This is a genomic window from Lactobacillus sp. ESL0260 (genome assembly GCF_003692935.1).
Lineage (GTDB): Bacteria > Bacillota > Bacilli > Lactobacillales > Lactobacillaceae > Lactobacillus > Lactobacillus melliventris.
In genome coordinates this window covers 151,605-167,017 of the sequence record NZ_REHO01000011.1, presented here as the reverse complement: position 1 = coordinate 167,017, position 15,413 = coordinate 151,605, and the positions used below count along the sequence as shown (strand labels likewise).

At 35.7% G+C, this 15,413-nt stretch carries 14 protein-coding genes; 13 read left to right on the top strand and 1 reads right to left on the bottom strand.

What is annotated here, in order from left to right:
• Positions 1-191, top strand: a 191-nt coding sequence (locus tag F5ESL0260_RS09535; protein ID WP_233557717.1) for a hypothetical protein, incomplete at its 5' end; no start/stop codon positions are given.
• Positions 192-667: 476 nt separating this feature from the next.
• Here the strand turns inward: F5ESL0260_RS09535 and rpmB are convergent.
• Positions 668-853, bottom strand: a complete 186-nt coding sequence (gene rpmB / locus F5ESL0260_RS05615) for a 50S ribosomal protein L28 (protein WP_034981532.1) — start codon at positions 851-853, stop codon at positions 668-670.
• Between the two features lie 163 nt (positions 854-1,016).
• On the opposite strand from rpmB, the gene F5ESL0260_RS05610 reads away from it, so the two are divergent.
• The 12 genes from F5ESL0260_RS05610 to rnc all read left to right on the top strand — a co-directional run bounded on the left by F5ESL0260_RS05610 (position 1,017) and on the right by rnc (position 15,408).
• Entirely contained in the window at positions 1,017-1,379 is a 363-nt protein-coding gene (locus tag F5ESL0260_RS05610; protein ID WP_109586431.1) for an Asp23/Gls24 family envelope stress response protein, read from the top strand.
• Between the two features lie 21 nt (positions 1,380-1,400).
• On the top strand, positions 1,401-3,059 hold the full coding sequence (locus F5ESL0260_RS05605) for a DAK2 domain-containing protein (RefSeq protein ID WP_122026190.1): 1,659 nt from the start codon (positions 1,401-1,403) through the stop codon (positions 3,057-3,059).
• A gap of 2 nt (positions 3,060-3,061) precedes the next feature.
• Positions 3,062-5,098 (top strand): ATP-dependent DNA helicase RecG, encoded by a 2,037-nt coding sequence (recG, locus tag F5ESL0260_RS05600; protein ID WP_122026189.1) that lies wholly within the window; start codon positions 3,062-3,064, stop codon positions 5,096-5,098.
• Positions 5,099-5,115: 17 nt separating this feature from the next.
• The gene (gene plsX / locus F5ESL0260_RS05595) at positions 5,116-6,117 is read left to right on the top strand and encodes a phosphate acyltransferase PlsX (RefSeq protein WP_122026188.1); all 1,002 of its coding nucleotides are present in this window, start codon (positions 5,116-5,118) and stop codon (positions 6,115-6,117) included.
• 17 nt (positions 6,118-6,134) lie between these two features.
• Positions 6,135-6,377 carry an acyl carrier protein gene (gene acpP, locus F5ESL0260_RS05590; RefSeq protein ID WP_046325049.1) on the top strand — a complete coding sequence of 81 codons (243 nt, stop codon included), beginning with the start codon at positions 6,135-6,137 and terminating at the stop codon, positions 6,375-6,377.
• A gap of 120 nt (positions 6,378-6,497) precedes the next feature.
• Positions 6,498-7,508, top strand: coding sequence for an ABC transporter ATP-binding protein (locus F5ESL0260_RS05585; RefSeq protein WP_122026187.1), 1,011 nt, complete (start codon positions 6,498-6,500; stop codon positions 7,506-7,508).
• Between the two features lie 3 nt (positions 7,509-7,511).
• The gene (locus F5ESL0260_RS05580; protein ID WP_122026186.1) at positions 7,512-8,489 is read left to right on the top strand and encodes an ATP-binding cassette domain-containing protein; all 978 of its coding nucleotides are present in this window, start codon (positions 7,512-7,514) and stop codon (positions 8,487-8,489) included.
• Positions 8,490-8,491: 2 nt separating this feature from the next.
• Positions 8,492-9,451: an oligopeptide ABC transporter permease gene (gene opp4B, locus F5ESL0260_RS05575; RefSeq protein ID WP_110446220.1), complete on the top strand. Its 960-nt coding sequence runs from the start codon at positions 8,492-8,494 to the stop codon at positions 9,449-9,451.
• 14 nt (positions 9,452-9,465) lie between these two features.
• Complete coding sequence (locus tag F5ESL0260_RS05570) at positions 9,466-10,386, top strand: ABC transporter permease (RefSeq protein WP_110446219.1); 921 nt, start codon at positions 9,466-9,468, stop codon at positions 10,384-10,386.
• A 344-nt stretch (positions 10,387-10,730) separates the two neighbouring features.
• Positions 10,731-12,506, top strand: a complete 1,776-nt coding sequence (locus F5ESL0260_RS05565) for an oligopeptide ABC transporter substrate-binding protein (RefSeq protein ID WP_122026185.1) — start codon at positions 10,731-10,733, stop codon at positions 12,504-12,506.
• A 335-nt stretch (positions 12,507-12,841) separates the two neighbouring features.
• Complete coding sequence (locus F5ESL0260_RS05560) at positions 12,842-14,614, top strand: oligopeptide ABC transporter substrate-binding protein (protein WP_122026184.1); 1,773 nt, start codon at positions 12,842-12,844, stop codon at positions 14,612-14,614.
• A gap of 107 nt (positions 14,615-14,721) precedes the next feature.
• Positions 14,722-15,408, top strand: a complete 687-nt coding sequence (gene rnc / locus F5ESL0260_RS05555; protein ID WP_046325042.1) for a ribonuclease III — start codon at positions 14,722-14,724, stop codon at positions 15,406-15,408.
• Positions 15,409-15,413 lie beyond the last annotated feature (5 nt).

Sequence of the window (15,413 nt, the reverse complement as noted above, 5' to 3'; positions counted from 1 at the left end):
CTAAAGAGGTTTGGTGGGATAAGTATTTACTGCAAATTTCCATTTTCAAAGTAGTTGAATATTTAGTCATGAAAAAAGTGCTCCTAATAGTCAGATTAATGTCTAACTATTATGGAGCACTTCAATTCCGGGGGTTAACTTCATTCACTGCTGTTTTTTTATATCTCTTGGAACAAGTTGTTATAAGTTAATAAATATTTTTGGTATATCTCCTCAATTATCTTGCTGCTATGATTTCCACTAATAGTGGCAAGCTCCAAAACAAATTATATAATTAAAAAAATTGAAAGATTGGTATGATTTGTATCCTTTTTGATGAGTAAAAAAAGATTTACATTGGTGGAGATACTGCCTTTGTTATGTTTGATAAAACTTAAAATTACCAAATTTTATATAAGTAAATTGTTGCAATGAGAAGTGTATCGGCAACATCATCTTTTATTAATAGCAGAATATATAAAAAATTGAAATGAAAGATTTGCCAATGAGGTTAGCTAAAAACAATACCTTCAAGTAAAACTACAGACTATAACTTGTCTTTTTTTGACTTGAAAATTAATTGAAAGAGCAATAAGAATATCTCTATTTAAACATAAACTTTTAAACAGATTTTGGGAAATAAAAAAGCAGAAGAAAACTTCTGCTTTAAAAACTTTTTTATTTTACGCTAGGCACGGGTAACTTTACCAGATTTTAATGTCTTAGTTGAAACCCATACACGCTTTGGCTTGCCATCGACAAGAATACGAACTTTTTGAAGGTTTGGCTTCCACGCACGACGTGATGAATTCAGTGCGTGTGAACGTGTATTACCAAAAGTGGTCTTTTTGCCAGTGATATAATCTTTTGCCATTTGCTAAACCTCCTTTATTGTGTTTTCATACTAAATTAAGATAGCATAAGTTTAAGAACATTGCAACTGCAAAAGTATTTTTTAAGAAGGGATTTTTGCATTTAAACTTGATTACTATGATAAAATAGATTCATAATATGAGAACAATGATTCGGAGGTAAACATGGCTGTAAAAATCAAAACAAAAAACGGTTTGATTGATGTTTCAAATGGAGTGATTGCAACTGTTGTTGGTAGCGCAGCTACATCTAACTACGGTGTTGTTGGCATGGCTTCAAAAAATGCTATCCGTGATGGTTTCGATGGAATATTGAATCGAGCAAATTATAAGCGCGGTGTTGTTGTTAAGTCTGAGGATAATAAGATTACGGTTGATGTTTATATAATAGTCGGCTATGGTTTAAAAATATCTGAAGTAAGTCGCAACGTACAAGATAGTGTTAAATTCAATTTGAAAAATCAACTTGGAATTGAAACTAAAGCTGTTAATGTCATCGTTCAAAGTGTTAAAGTGCTTGATGAATAACTCAAGCGGAGGGTAGAAATATTGGTTTTAAAGGAAATAGACAGTAAAAAATTTAGAGATATGGTTCGCGTCGCTACGCACAGACTTGGTCGCAACGCAGAGTTTATTAACTCTTTGAACGTTTTCCCTGTTCCTGATGGAGACACTGGAACAAATATGAATTTAACTATTGAAAGTGGTGCAAAGGCTGTTGCTCAAAATAATAGTGACAGCGTGGGAGACTTGACAGAAAGCCTCGCAAAAGGAATGCTAATGGGAGCTCGAGGTAATAGTGGAGTTATTTCTTCTCAGCTATTTAGAGGGGTCTATAAAGCCACTCAGGGCATGAAAACACTTAATGCACAAGAATTAGCCAACGCTTTTTCAAATGGAGTTGCCACTGCATATAAAGGTGTCATGAAACCCGTTGAAGGAACAATTTTGACTGTTGCCCGAATTGGTGCACAGGAAGGTGCTAATAAAGCCAATGAAACCGATGATGTTGCAGAAGTTATGAAAGCGATTGTTGAAGGCGCCAAAAGAGCGTTAAAATCAACTCCTGACTTACTACCGGTTTTGAAACAAGTTGGAGTAGTCGACTCAGGAGGACAAGGACTTTTATTTATTTATGAAGGATTTCTTGAAGGACTTCTAGGCGAAGAATTTGCTGATCGTTACCAGCCTGACGAAGGAGAAATGGATGAAATGATTAATGCAATGCATCATCAATCTGTCCAATCTCAGCTTTCTACTAAAGATATTGCTAATGGTTACTGTACTGAAATTATGGTTGATTTAACTGCTGACGTTCCGGCAAAGAAAACCTTTAATTTAGATGAATTTAGAGAGCATTTGTCTAAACTTGGTGATTCTCTTTTAGCTGTTTCAGATGAAGAAGTAGCAAAGGTTCATATTCATACAGAGCAACCTGGAGCTGTTTTTGCATATGGCAGTCAGTTTGGTCAGTTAGGAAAAATAAAGATTGATAATATGCGAATTCAACATGAAACTATTGTCAATAACAATGAAGAGAATCAGGAAAGCGTTGATTTTGCTGTTATTGCCGTAGCTTCAGGTAATGGTATTCGTAAGCTGTTTGAAAGTGAAGGGGTTAACCGGATAATTTCTGGTGGACAAACTATGAACCCTTCAACGCAAGATATTATTGATTCAATCAAAAAATCTGGTGCCAAAAAAGCAATTGTAATGCCAAATAACGGTAATATTATTATGGCAGCTAAGCAAGCAGCAGAAGTTAGTGATATTCCTGTTGGTATAGTTCCTACTAAAACTATTTCACAAGGTTTAACGGCGATGCTTTCGTTTGATCCGGATGATTCGCTTGCCGATAACGTTGCTAACATGACTGATGCACTTGATACAGTCGTTTCAGGAGAAGTTACTAAAGCTAACCGTGATACAACGATTAACGATATAGCAATTCATCAAGGTGACTTTTTAGGAATAGTTGATGGAGATATTAAAGTAGCGGCTTCTGATCTAATTGTTGCTGCCTCCTCTATGATAGAAAAAATGCTGGATGAAGATTCAGAAATTATCACAGTAATGTATGGACGTGATTCTAATAAAAAAGAAGCCCAAAAGCTTGTTGATGAATTAAAGAAAAAGCATGATGACCTTGAATTTGAGCTTCATGATGGTGGTCAGCCAGTATATAATTTCCTGATTTCTGTTGAGTAATTATGATAGCAAAAGAACTTTTTGCTCCAGTAACCGATTTGAAAGGTGTGGGAACAAAGACTGCTGCTGCTCTTGGAAGTTTGGGAATTTATAGCGTTTATGATTTGTTGTATTATTTTCCATTTCGTTATGATGAACTTCAAACGATTCCTCTTGATCAGATCATGGATGGTCAAAAGGTAATGCTAAAGGGAATTGTTGCAACAGATGCTTTTGTAACCAGGTTTGGAGATAAAAAAAGCCGCCTTAGTTTTAAGTTAAGAATTGACCATGATGTCATCATGGTCAATTTTTTTAATCAACCATGGTTAAAAGAAAAAATTGAAATTGGCAAAGAAGTAGCAATTTACGGTAAGTATAATGCTGCTAGACAAAGTCTGGCTGCCTTTAAGTTCGTTGCAGCAAAAGAAAATGACAGTGGTATGGCACCCATTTATTCAGTAAACCGGCAAATTAAGCAAAAAAAACTAATAGATTTAATCAATCTTGCCTTAGATGATTATTTAGCTGAAGTTGACGATGTTGTCCCTACTAAGATAAGGCAAAAATACCACTTGCTACCTGAAAGTAGTATTGTACAAGAAATGCATCATCCACAAAATGCTACAGAATCTCAGGTTGCTAAAAGAAGTGCCGTTTTTAGAGAGTTTTTTATATTTCAAACTGAACTAGCCCAGTTGACTGAATACAATCCGCGTAATAAGGGGATTGCTAAAAAGTATAACTTAGATGAAATTGCCAAGCTTACTAAGTCACTACCATTTGAACTATCTGCAGATCAAAAACATGTAATTAACGAAATTTTTACGGATTTGCTTTCTCCAGTTCAAATGCAGCGACTGTTGCAAGGGGATGTGGGTTCTGGAAAAACAATAGTGGCCGTATATGCACTTTTTGCAGCAGTGACAGCCGGCTTTCAAGCTGCCCTGATGGTTCCAACGGAAATATTGGCAACCCAACATTTTAAAAAGATTGATGAGTTGCTGAAACCTATGGGAGTTCGCTGTGCTCTTTTAACGGGTTCTACTAAAACACTGGAGCGCAGAGAAATTTATAATGAACTAACTGATGGCACTATTAATGTTGTGATAGGTACTCACGCTTTAATTCAATCTAGTGTGATTTTTAAAAAATTGGGATTAGTTATTATTGATGAACAGCATCGTTTTGGTGTCAATCAAAGACAAGCCCTAGTCAATAAGGGAAATTTGCCTGACGTTTTAGCAATGACAGCCACACCAATTCCGCGAACTTTAGCTTTAACAGTGTATGGCAACATGACTATTTCCGAAATACACCACCTTCCAGCAGGACGAAAAAAGATAGTTTCCTGGTGGAAAACGAGCACTCAAATGGATCAAGTATATCAACTAATGCATGAGCAATTAGAGCAGGGATTCCAAATATATGCTGTCACTCCTTTGATTTCAGAATCGGAAGCCTTGGATTTGAAAAATGCTGAACAGCTCCATGACAAGCTGAGTCATGACTTTCCTAATGAAAAGGTTGCTTTACTTCACGGGCAAATGCCTGGAAATAAAAAAGACGACATTATGACTGCTTTTGCCGCAGGCGAAATAAACATCTTGGTTACTACTAGCGTAATTGAAGTAGGAGTAGATGTTGCTAATGCTAATATGATGGTTATTTATAATGCTGATCGTTTTGGCATTAGTCAACTGCACCAGTTGCGTGGACGAATTGGTCGCGGAAAAACTCAGAGTTACTGTATTTTTTTAGCTGATCCCAATACCCAAGCCGGTAAATCCCGCATGAAAATTGTAGCATCCACTACTGACGGATTTAAGTTAGCTGAAGAAGATTTAAAGATGCGCGGTGAAGGTGATCTTTTTGGTAAGGCACAATCTGGTTTACCTGAATTTCAGGTAGGAGACGTTGTTAACAATTACAATACCATGGTAGTGGCACAAAAAGAGGCCAAAAAGTTAATAAAAGCTGATCCTCTCTTGCAAAAATCAGAAAATAAAACTTTAAAACAAGTGTTAGAATATAAGCAATTACAACAAAAAAGAACTTAGTAAAGGTTGAGGATATGATGAGAACTATTGCTATTGATGCAATGGGCGGAGAAAATGCTCCTGAAGCAATTATTCAAGCAGTATTGCAGGCAAAAAAAGAACTGCCGCAGACAAAATTTATACTTTTTGGCGATCAAGCGAAAATAACGCAGTTATTGGGTGAAGATAAAAGTCAAACAGAAGTTGTTAATACTACTCAGATAATTAATGATGAAGATGAACCAGTTAAGGCAATCAGGTCTAAAAAGGATTCATCACTTGTCGTGGCGGCGCAATTTGTGAAGCAGGGCAAGGCAGATGCACTTTTTTCGCTAGGAAATACGGGTGCTATTCTAGCTTGTGGTATATTTATAATAGGACGAATTAAAGGAGTAACTCGTCCGGGTTTTATGCCGACCTTGCCAGTAAAAAATTCTGATGACGGTTTCAATATGATTGATGTTGGTGCGAATGCCAAAAGCAGACCGGAATATTTGCTGGCTTGGGCTAAAATGGCATCATATTATGCTGAAAAAGTCAGAGGAATAAAAAATCCCCGTGTTGGTCTGCTTAATAACGGGGCTGAAAATGATAAAGGTGATGATGTTCATCAACAAGCCTATCAATTATTGCTGAATAGCAAGCTTAATTTTATAGGTAACATTGAGGGCAACGAATTATTGGACGGTAAAGCTGATGTAATTGCGACTGACGGTTTTACAGGCAATGCAGTTTTAAAAAATATTGAAGGCACTTCTGGTGTTTTAATCCATCTGCTAAAAGATAGTTTGCTCAATAATGGACCTTTTGTTAAATTAGGTGCATTGATGATTAAAAAGGCACTAAAAAGTTTAATTTCAAAATTTGATGTAGCTAAATATGGTGGTGCTGTTTTACTCGGAGTTAGTGCTCCTGTAGTTAAAACACACGGTCGTTCAGATCAGCGTGCTGTATATTTTACAATTAAGCAAATTGATAAAATTTTACAGGAAAAAATAATTGATAATTTTAAAGCAGAATTCGCTAACGAAAGCAAGTAACAACAAGGAGTAGCAACATGAGCAAAGAAGAAATTTTTAATAAAATCAGGGATATTTTAGCAGATAATTTTGAAGTTGATAAAGACAAAATAACTGATGAAACTAATTTCACTAGTGATTTGGACGCTGATTCCATTGACTTAGTGGAATTCATTTTACAATTAGAAGATGAATTCGGCGCCGAGATTTCTGATGAAGATGCAGAAAAAATTAAAACTGTTGGTGATGCTGTAAATTACGTTGCAAATCATCAAAACTAATTTAAAAAAATTCAATTATTAGTTTGCATACAATTTGTTTCACGGTTATAATTAGAAATTAAATAAATTTATTAAATATCTTTAATAAATTCATTGAAGATTTGAGAGGGGAAATGACCTTTGGAAAAACAAAGTGATCTCTTGCTAGATATCCAGCATTTACATACAGCATATCGTTTAAATGGGAAATTTTATGATGCTGCAGATGATATTAATTTAACTTTGAAAAGGAATGAAATTTTATCAATTGTAGGTGAATCTGGTTGTGGTAAGAGTACAATCGCATCTAGTATTATCGGTTTGTACGACCATAAAAACACTAAAGTAACAGGTGATATTCTTTATAATGAATTGAACTTAGTAGGCCTAAATGAGTCACTGTTCGATAAAATTCGTGGGAATAAAATCGGAATGATTTTTCAGGATCCTTTAGCCAGTTTAAATCCACTAATGAGAGTTGGTGATCAAGTAGCAGAAACTTTGTATTACCATACGGATATGGATGAGAAAGAACGTCATGCACGTGTAATTGAGCTTTTTAATCAAGTGGGTATGCCGAAACCTGAAGAAACATATGCCATGTATCCGTTTGAACTATCTGGTGGATTAAGGCAACGTGTTGTTATTGCCATGGCTGTTGCATGTAAACCCGAAATTATAATTGCTGATGAGCCTACAACTGCCCTTGATGTTACTATTCAAGCACAAATTTTGGACTTGCTGGAAGACATCCAAAAGCAGTCTCAATCTGGTATTATTTTAATAACTCATGACTTGGGAGTAGTTGCTGAAACAGCTGACGAAGTTGCTGTTATGTATGGTGGTCAAATAGTTGAAAAAGCTGATGTCAAGACAATTTTTGAACATCCACTTCATCCTTATACCCGATCTTTGTTAAATTCAATGCCTCAATCTGAAGATGAAGAAGAAGATTTACATGTTATTCAAGGAACAGTTCCATCATTGCAAAATATGCCTAGAAAAGGTGACAGGTTTGCTGCTAGAATACCATGGATACCTGCAAGTGCCCATGAGGAAAATCCAGTGATGCATGAAGTTGAACCAGGGCATTGGGTTAGATGTACTTGCTGGAAGACGTTCCACTTTCAAGATGAAGTGAGTGGGGAGTAGTTTATGGCTAAAGAAATTATTGAAGTAAAAAACTTAAAAGTTCATTATCCTATCAGATCTGGTTTTTGGAATCGTATTACCGATTATGTTCGTGCCGTTGATGATATTAGTATTACTATCAATGAAGGAGAAACCTACGGACTTATAGGTGAATCAGGTTCAGGCAAGTCGACTACAGGCAAGGCTATTGTTGGGGTTGAACCTGTTACCAGCGGCAGTATTATGTATAAGGGTGTCGATATTACCAAATCCAAAAATCGCCGCAGACTCAATTACAATAAAGATGTCCAAATGATTTTTCAGGACTCTCTGTCAAGTTTAAATCCGAGAAAACGAATTGAGGATATTATTGCAGAGCCAATACGCAATTTTGAAAATTTAACAACTGATCAAGAGCGTGATCGTGTGCAAGAATTACTTGATATCGTTGGAATGCCTAGTGACTCAATATATAAATATCCGCACGAATTTTCAGGCGGTCAAAGACAAAGAATTGGCGTAGCCAGAGCGGTTGCTACTAATCCACGTCTGGTTGTCGCTGATGAGCCAACCAGTGCCTTAGATTTATCAGTTCAAGCACAGGTGCTGAACTTTATGAAGCATATTCAGCAGCAGTACAATATTGCTTACCTCTTTATTTCTCATGACTTAGGTGTCGTTAAGCATATGTCTGAGAATTTGGCTATTATGCATCGTGGTCGTTTGGTTGAAATTGGTTCAAGAGAAGATATTTATCAGCATCCAATGCACATCTATACGAAAAGGCTGCTTTCCGCTATTCCGCAAGTCGATGTTGAACATCGAGATGAACATAAGAAGCATCGTCAAGAAGTTGAACAAGAATTTCAGAATGATCAAAGTAAGTGGTATGACAAAGATGGCCGTGTTTTTCCACTTAAGCATGTATCAGATAATCATTTAGTTGCTTTACCTGAAAAAGAAATAGTCGAAGAAGAAACAAATGATAAGGAGGGAGCATAATCATGTGGAAAACTGTTTTAAGACGTGTTTTAATTATGATCCCACAATTGATCATTTTAAGCATCTTAGTCTTTTTCTTGGCAAAAATGATGCCGGGAGACCCATTCACGGGACAAATTAATCCTAATACTGACCCTAGGCAACTAGAAGCTCTGAAAAGAGCTGCCGGACTATATGATCCGGCCCCTGTTCAATATGCTCGTTGGGTAGGTAATATTTTTAAAGGCGATTTAGGTACCAGTTATATACAGCACGTTCCGGTGACCTCTTTAATTGCCGATAGAGCTGTAAATACATTTTGGCTTTCGCTGTTAACAACAATAATTAGTTACAGTATTTCAATACCTCTTGGTGTGATTGCTGGTAAACACCAGGATGAATGGCAAGACCAAGCTGTACAAATTTTTAATTATGTTACTTTTGCTATTCCTGCTTTTGTATTTTACATTTTAGGTATATGGCTGTTTGGCTTTCTCCTAGGCTGGTTTCCTATTTCAGGTTCGGTTTCTCCTAATGCTTCTGGTTTCTGGGGTACATTGGGTAGTCAGCTTTACCATATCATTTTTCCAGCTATCTTGAGTGCGTTGATAACAACTACTGGAATCGTACAATATTTAAGAACGGGAATTGTTGATAATAAAGTTGAAGATTATGTTAGAACGGCTCACAGTAAAGGGGTTCCTGAAAAGGTTGTGTTTAATAAACACATTTTGCGTAATTCATTGTTACCAATAGCTTCTTCATTTGGTACAGTTATAACTGGTCTGTTAAGTGGTTCAATGATTATTGAAACTGTCTTCAGTTATCCTGGTATGGGAAAATTGTTCTTAGACTCAATACAACAGCGTGACTATACTACGCTAACTGCATTAATTTTAATCTTTGGTTTTCTTACTCTACTCGGTAATTTATTATCAGATATTATAATGAGTATAGTAGATCCAAGAATTAGGATAAAATAAAGAAGGGGAGACAAATGTTGAAAAAAAATAAAACCACTTCGACTGATAAAGCCAAGAAAGTGCAAGTTTCTCCTCCTGCTTCAAGTTTTAGAGTAGTTGTACGAGAAGTTGTAAAGGACAAGAAAGCTTTAACTGCCTTCATAGTGATAGTCTTAATTTTGTTATTAACTTTTGGCGGTTCATTATTTCTGAATTCTGATAAAGTCACTGAGGCAAACATAATTGAAGCTTATACAGGCTGGTTCACTGATGGTCATATTCTGGGAACGGATGATGGTGGACGAGATGTTCTCAATCTATTAATTATGGGTGGTCGTAATTCTATCCTTATTGGATTAGGGGTTACTGCTGTTTGTGAGACTGTTGGTTTAATTGTCGGTCTCGTTTCAGGATATTATGGTGGCTATATTGATGCAGTCATTATGAGAATAGTGGACTTTGTGCAGGTTTTGCCTGCAACGCCTATAGAAATTGTCTTGGTAACTGTTGTACCGCATTACAGTCCTGTTACTTTAGTTTGGATTATTTCGATTTTTGGCTGGACAGGTACGGCAAGGTACTTTAGAGCATTTGTTCTTTCTCAAAGAGAAAGAGACTATGTTCTGGCATCAAAAACTTCTGGTTCATCAGACTTGAAAATAATGTTTAGAGAAGTTCTACCAAACATTGGCTCTATGCTGATTATCGATGTCGTACTAACAATTGCCGGTAACATCGGTATTGAAACCAGCTTGTCATTTATTGGCTACGGCTTACCGCCTACAGTTCCTTCCTTGGGTACTTTAATTGGTTTTGCCAACGATCCGGTTAACGTTGTCAACAGGCCTTGGCTATGGTTGCCGGCTACAATATTGTTACTAGCTATTTCCTTAAGTATCAATTATGTTGGTCGTGCTTTACAAAGAGCTGGTGACGCCCGGCAAAGGGAAAATTAAAACTGAATTTTTAACAATTATATTTTAAAATCTCTGCTAATAGATAATATCGTGAGTTTGCTATATTATTTATTAGCAGTTTTTTCTCTAATTTCTCTATCACTAATTTTTATAGCAAAATTTTCAACATTAAACTGTTTAATTTTTACCCCATAAAGACTGAAAAAAGTAAGTATTAGGTATTTACGGCAACAATTAATATCAGAAATTGCTCTTTTTGAAATAAATATCTATTAAATAAAAATGAATAAACCGTTGCTTTTTTAATTTTATGTGGTAATATTTAATTATTAACTTGTTTTGAAAATTAAATTTTCCTGATAATAAAAAGGAGTTATGTAGAGATGAAAAAATCTAATTTATATAAATCATTGGGGGTAGTAACAGCAGCTGCTTTAACGCTGGTAGCTTGTGGTAAATCTAATAATACGGCCAATGACAATTCTAATGCTAAAACAGCTAAGAAGTTCCCAGAAGCAGTGCCTAAGAAGGAAGCTAAGCAGGGTGGAACTGTTAAAGTTGCCTTGGAAACTGATACGCCATTCACAGGAATTTTTTCTGATGAGTTAGCTATGAGTGCAATTGACAGTTCAGTTGCTTCTCCTGGTGAAGAATCACTTTTTGATACTGATGACAACTACAAGATTAACGATAAGGGTCCAGCTACCATGAAGTTGGATCATAAAAATAAGACTGTCACAATCACTATCAAGAAAGGTGTTAAGTGGTCAGATGGCAAGCAGGTTACTGCTAAAGACATGGAATATTCCTATGAAATATTCGCTAACAAGGCCACACAATCAGAAAGATATACTAGCCAGTTAGCCACTATTAAAGGTTTACAAGCATATCATGATGGCAAGGCTAAAACAATTTCAGGTATTGAAATGCCTGATGGCCCTAATGGTAGAACAATTGTAATTCACTATCCTGAATTAAAACCAGGTATGAGCAACAGTGGTAACGGTTATTTCTGGGAATCTGCGGCTCCATATCATTACTTAAAGAATGTTCCTTTTAGTAAGCTAAAGGAATCTGATCAGATTAGGAAAAAGCCTTTGTACTTTGGCCCATTTAAGGTTAGCAAACTTGTTCGTGGTCAATCAGTAACGTGGACACCAAATAAATATTACTGGCGTGGTAAGCCAAAACTAGATAAGGTCATTTACCAGGTTATTAATCCTAATTCAGCCAGTCAGGCCATTAAGAGTCACAAATTTGATATCATTGGAGTTATAAATTCACAATGGGATCAAGTTAAAAAGACTAAGAATGTTAATTTTATTGCCAATATTCCTTTGTCATATAGTTATTTAGCATTTAAAGTTGGTAAATGGGATGCCAAAAAGGGCAAAAACGTTATGGATCCAAATGCCAAGATGAATCATAAGCCATTGCGGCAAGCTATTGCATATGCGATGAATATTGCAGAAGTTGATAAGCACTATACTAAAGGACTTTCTTTCCAAGTACCTACCCTGATTCCAGCGCAATTTGGTGATTATTATAATAAGGATCTTAAGGGTTATACCTACAATCTGAAAAAGGCGAACGAGATTTTGGATAAAGCCGGCTATAAGAAGAAGGGTAAATGGCGTACTCAACCAAATGGTAAGCCATTGAAGATTCATTATATGGCAATGTCTGGAAATGCTACGGCTGAGCCTATTGCACAGAATTATTTACAACAATGGCATAAAATTGGTTTAAATGTTTCTTTGGTTGGTGGCCGTCTGACAGAATTCAATTCATTCTATGATAAAGTGCAACACGATGATCCTTCTGTTGATATGTTTACAGCAGGTTGGAACCTTTCAAGTGAACCATCTCCAGCTGACCTTTACAAAGAAGCAACACCATCCAATTACTCACGCTTTGTCACTCCAGAAAACAGTAAATTACTTGATGAAATTGATTCTCAAAAGGCTTTTGATCATAAATACCGTGTTCAAAAGTTCCACGAATGGCAAAAATACATGTTTGATCAAGCTTATGTAGTTCCAACATCAAATGCTTATGGTATCGATGCTGTAAATGATAAGATTACTGGATACTCATTGAAACCATCACAAAATAACAATGGTCACCAGTTATGGTACCAAGTTGGTTATGTTAAATAACAAAATTTAAATGAAAATATCAAACTAGCAAAATAGTTTGATATTTTTTATTTTTACTTTTTAAAATTTTTCCTTAATACTTGTAGTGTCATACTGATATAGATGAATCATTTATATCTTTTAAAATATAAATTTAATTCTTTATGATATTTATTACTCAAAACATTTGAAAGAATTTTTATTATTTGAATAATATGTTTTTTTAATTACTTTACTATTTATAGACAGTATAAATTTCTAGATTTGCCTTGCTTTTTTAATGATTAATGTTAACATTTATCTGTTAGCTTGTTTCCAAAATACTATTAACTTTGCATATAAAGGAGACATGTATGATGAGAACAAGAAAAATTATAGGCTCAGTCGGAGTTGTAACCGCAGCTGCGTTAACTTTGGTAGCTTGTGGCAAGAGCAATAAGACCGCCAGCAATGAGGGAGCTAAGACTGCTAGCAAATTCCCAGTTGAAACCCCAGTTAAGACTGCCAAGAAGGGTGGAACAATTAAAGTAGCTGAAATAACTGATACACCATTCACCGGCGTCTTTAACGAAGAACTGCAAATGGATCAGCCGAGTGCTGATGTCGCAAGTCCTGGTCAAGAATCATTATTTGAAACAGATGATGAATACAAGATAAACGATAAGGGTCCAGCTACTCTTAAACTTGATCGTAAAGCAAAAACTGCAACTATTACAGTTAAAAAGGGTGTTAAATGGTCTGACGGCAAACAGGTTACTGCCAAGGATATAGAATTCGCATATGAGATTATTGCAAACAAAGCAACTAAATCGCAAAGATATGCCAATCAACTCAATATTATCAATGGCTTGAAGGAATATCATGAAGGTAAGGCCAAAACAATTTCAGGAATAGAAATGCCTGACGGTCCAGATGGACGAGTTGTAGTGCTGCACTGCAAAGAATTAAAGCCTGGTATGTATTATAGTGGTAACGGCTATATTTGGGAAGCAGCCGCACCATATCACTATTTAAAAGATGTTCCGTTTGATAAACTAGAATCTTCAGATAAGTTGAGAAAGAATCCTTTGTTCTTTGGTCCTTACAAGCTTGATAAAATTGTACGTGGTCAATCTGTTACTTGGATACCAAATAAGTATTATTGGCGTGGTCAGCCAAAACTAGACAAAATTGTTTACCAAGTTGTTTCTCCAAACTCTGCTTCACAAGCAATTAAAAATCATAAATTTGATATTATCAGGGTTACTAACAGTCAGTGGAAACAAGTTAAGGATACTAAGGATGTCACGTTTGTAGCTAAAATTCCTCTATATTACAGTTATTTAGCTTTTAAGGTTGGTAAATGGGATAGTAAAAAATCAAAGAATGTGATGAATCCGAATGCCAAAATGAATAACAAAGCATTACGCCAAGCTATAGCTTATGCAATGAATACTGATGCTGTTTATAAACATTATACTGACGGCTTAAGCTTCCAAGTTCCAACTTTGATTCCAGCACAATTTGGTGATTATTTTGATAAAAGCGTAAAAGGCTATACTTATAACATTAAGAAGGCCAATCAAATCTTAGACAAAGCTGGCTACAAGAAAAAAGGTAAATGGCGTGTACAACCTAATGGCAAGCCATTAACTATTCACTTCATGGCTATGTCTGGCAATTCCGTTCAACAACCAATCATGCAAAACTTCATTCAACAATGGAATAAGATTGGTTTAAATGTTAAATTAGTTGGTGGCCGCTTGACAGAATTTAATTCATTTTATGATAAAGTTCAACATGATTCACCTGACGTTGACATGTTTATGGCTGCATGGGGTCTTTCGTCTGAACCTTCTCAAGAACAAATGTACAGTGAAGGGACAATGTCCAACTATTCACGTTTTGTCACTCCAGAAAATACGAAACTAATCAAAGAGATGGATTCTCAAAAGGCGTTTAACCATAAGTATCGTGTAGAAAAATTCCATGAATGGCAAAAATACATGTTTGATCAGGCTTATGTTGTTCCACTTTACAATGCATATCAAATTGATGCCGTTAATAGCAAACTTACCGGTTATTCACAAAAACCATCCAAGCAAAATAATGGGCATCCACTTTGGTACAAGGTTGCTTATACAAAATAAAAATTAATATAGAATAAAAATTAGAAGGCTATTGTTTTTTTGAAACAATAGTTTTCTTTTTTATACTTAAAAACTGGTATAATTTAGGTTATTAAGGAGATGATAGAATGGTTAGTACCAAGTTTATTAATCGATTAGATAAGAAATATAAAATTAAATTTAACGATCAGAAGTTATTAGAAGAAGCCTTTACCCACTCTTCATATGCCAATGAGCATCCTGGAGACGGCATTCGTGATTATGAAAAGTTGGAATTTTTGGGGGATGCAGTTTTAGAATTAGCAATATCTGATTACCTTTATCGTAATTTTTCGAGTCTTAATGAGGGTGAATTAACCAGGATGCGTTCTAATATTGTTGATACTGAAGGCTTTGCGGAATTTGCTCAGAAATTTGGCTTTCCGGCTGAAATTAATCTAGGTCATGGTGAGGAAAAAGCTGGTGCGCGTTCTCGTAAGACACTGCTAGAGGATGTTTTTGAAGCATTTAACGGAGCGCTTTTTCTTGATCAGGGCATGGAAGCAGTCGAACATTTTTTGAGTTTAACAGTGTATCCGTTAATTGATGCTGGGAAATTTGATGCTTCACGTGATTATAAGACTGATTTACAAGAATTATTGCAGCAAAATGGACCAGTAAAGATTGAATACGAAGTTTTGAAAGAAGAACAGCTGCCGTCTAGTTTTACTGTACAGTTAGTTGTCAATGGCAAAGTATTGTCTCAAGGGCAAGGTCATAATAAAAAAGCTGCAGAACAAGAGGCTGCGAAAACTGCTTTAAACAAGCTTAATTAGGGAGA

Coding starts and splice junctions, on each gene's coding strand:
- rpmB (WP_034981532.1), bottom strand. CDS start 853: ATGGCAAAAGATTATATCACTGGCAAAAAGACCACTTTTGGTAATACA.
- F5ESL0260_RS05610 (WP_109586431.1), top strand. CDS start 1,017: ATGGCTGTAAAAATCAAAACAAAAAACGGTTTGATTGATGTTTCAAAT.
- recG (WP_122026189.1), top strand. CDS start 3,062: ATGATAGCAAAAGAACTTTTTGCTCCAGTAACCGATTTGAAAGGTGTG.
- plsX (WP_122026188.1), top strand. CDS start 5,116: ATGAGAACTATTGCTATTGATGCAATGGGCGGAGAAAATGCTCCTGAA.
- acpP (WP_046325049.1), top strand. CDS start 6,135: ATGAGCAAAGAAGAAATTTTTAATAAAATCAGGGATATTTTAGCAGAT.
- F5ESL0260_RS05580 (WP_122026186.1), top strand. CDS start 7,512: ATGGCTAAAGAAATTATTGAAGTAAAAAACTTAAAAGTTCATTATCCT.
- opp4B (WP_110446220.1), top strand. CDS start 8,492: ATGTGGAAAACTGTTTTAAGACGTGTTTTAATTATGATCCCACAATTG.
- F5ESL0260_RS05570 (WP_110446219.1), top strand. CDS start 9,466: ATGTTGAAAAAAAATAAAACCACTTCGACTGATAAAGCCAAGAAAGTG.
- F5ESL0260_RS05565 (WP_122026185.1), top strand. CDS start 10,731: ATGAAAAAATCTAATTTATATAAATCATTGGGGGTAGTAACAGCAGCT.
- F5ESL0260_RS05560 (WP_122026184.1), top strand. CDS start 12,842: ATGAGAACAAGAAAAATTATAGGCTCAGTCGGAGTTGTAACCGCAGCT.
- rnc (WP_046325042.1), top strand. CDS start 14,722: ATGGTTAGTACCAAGTTTATTAATCGATTAGATAAGAAATATAAAATT.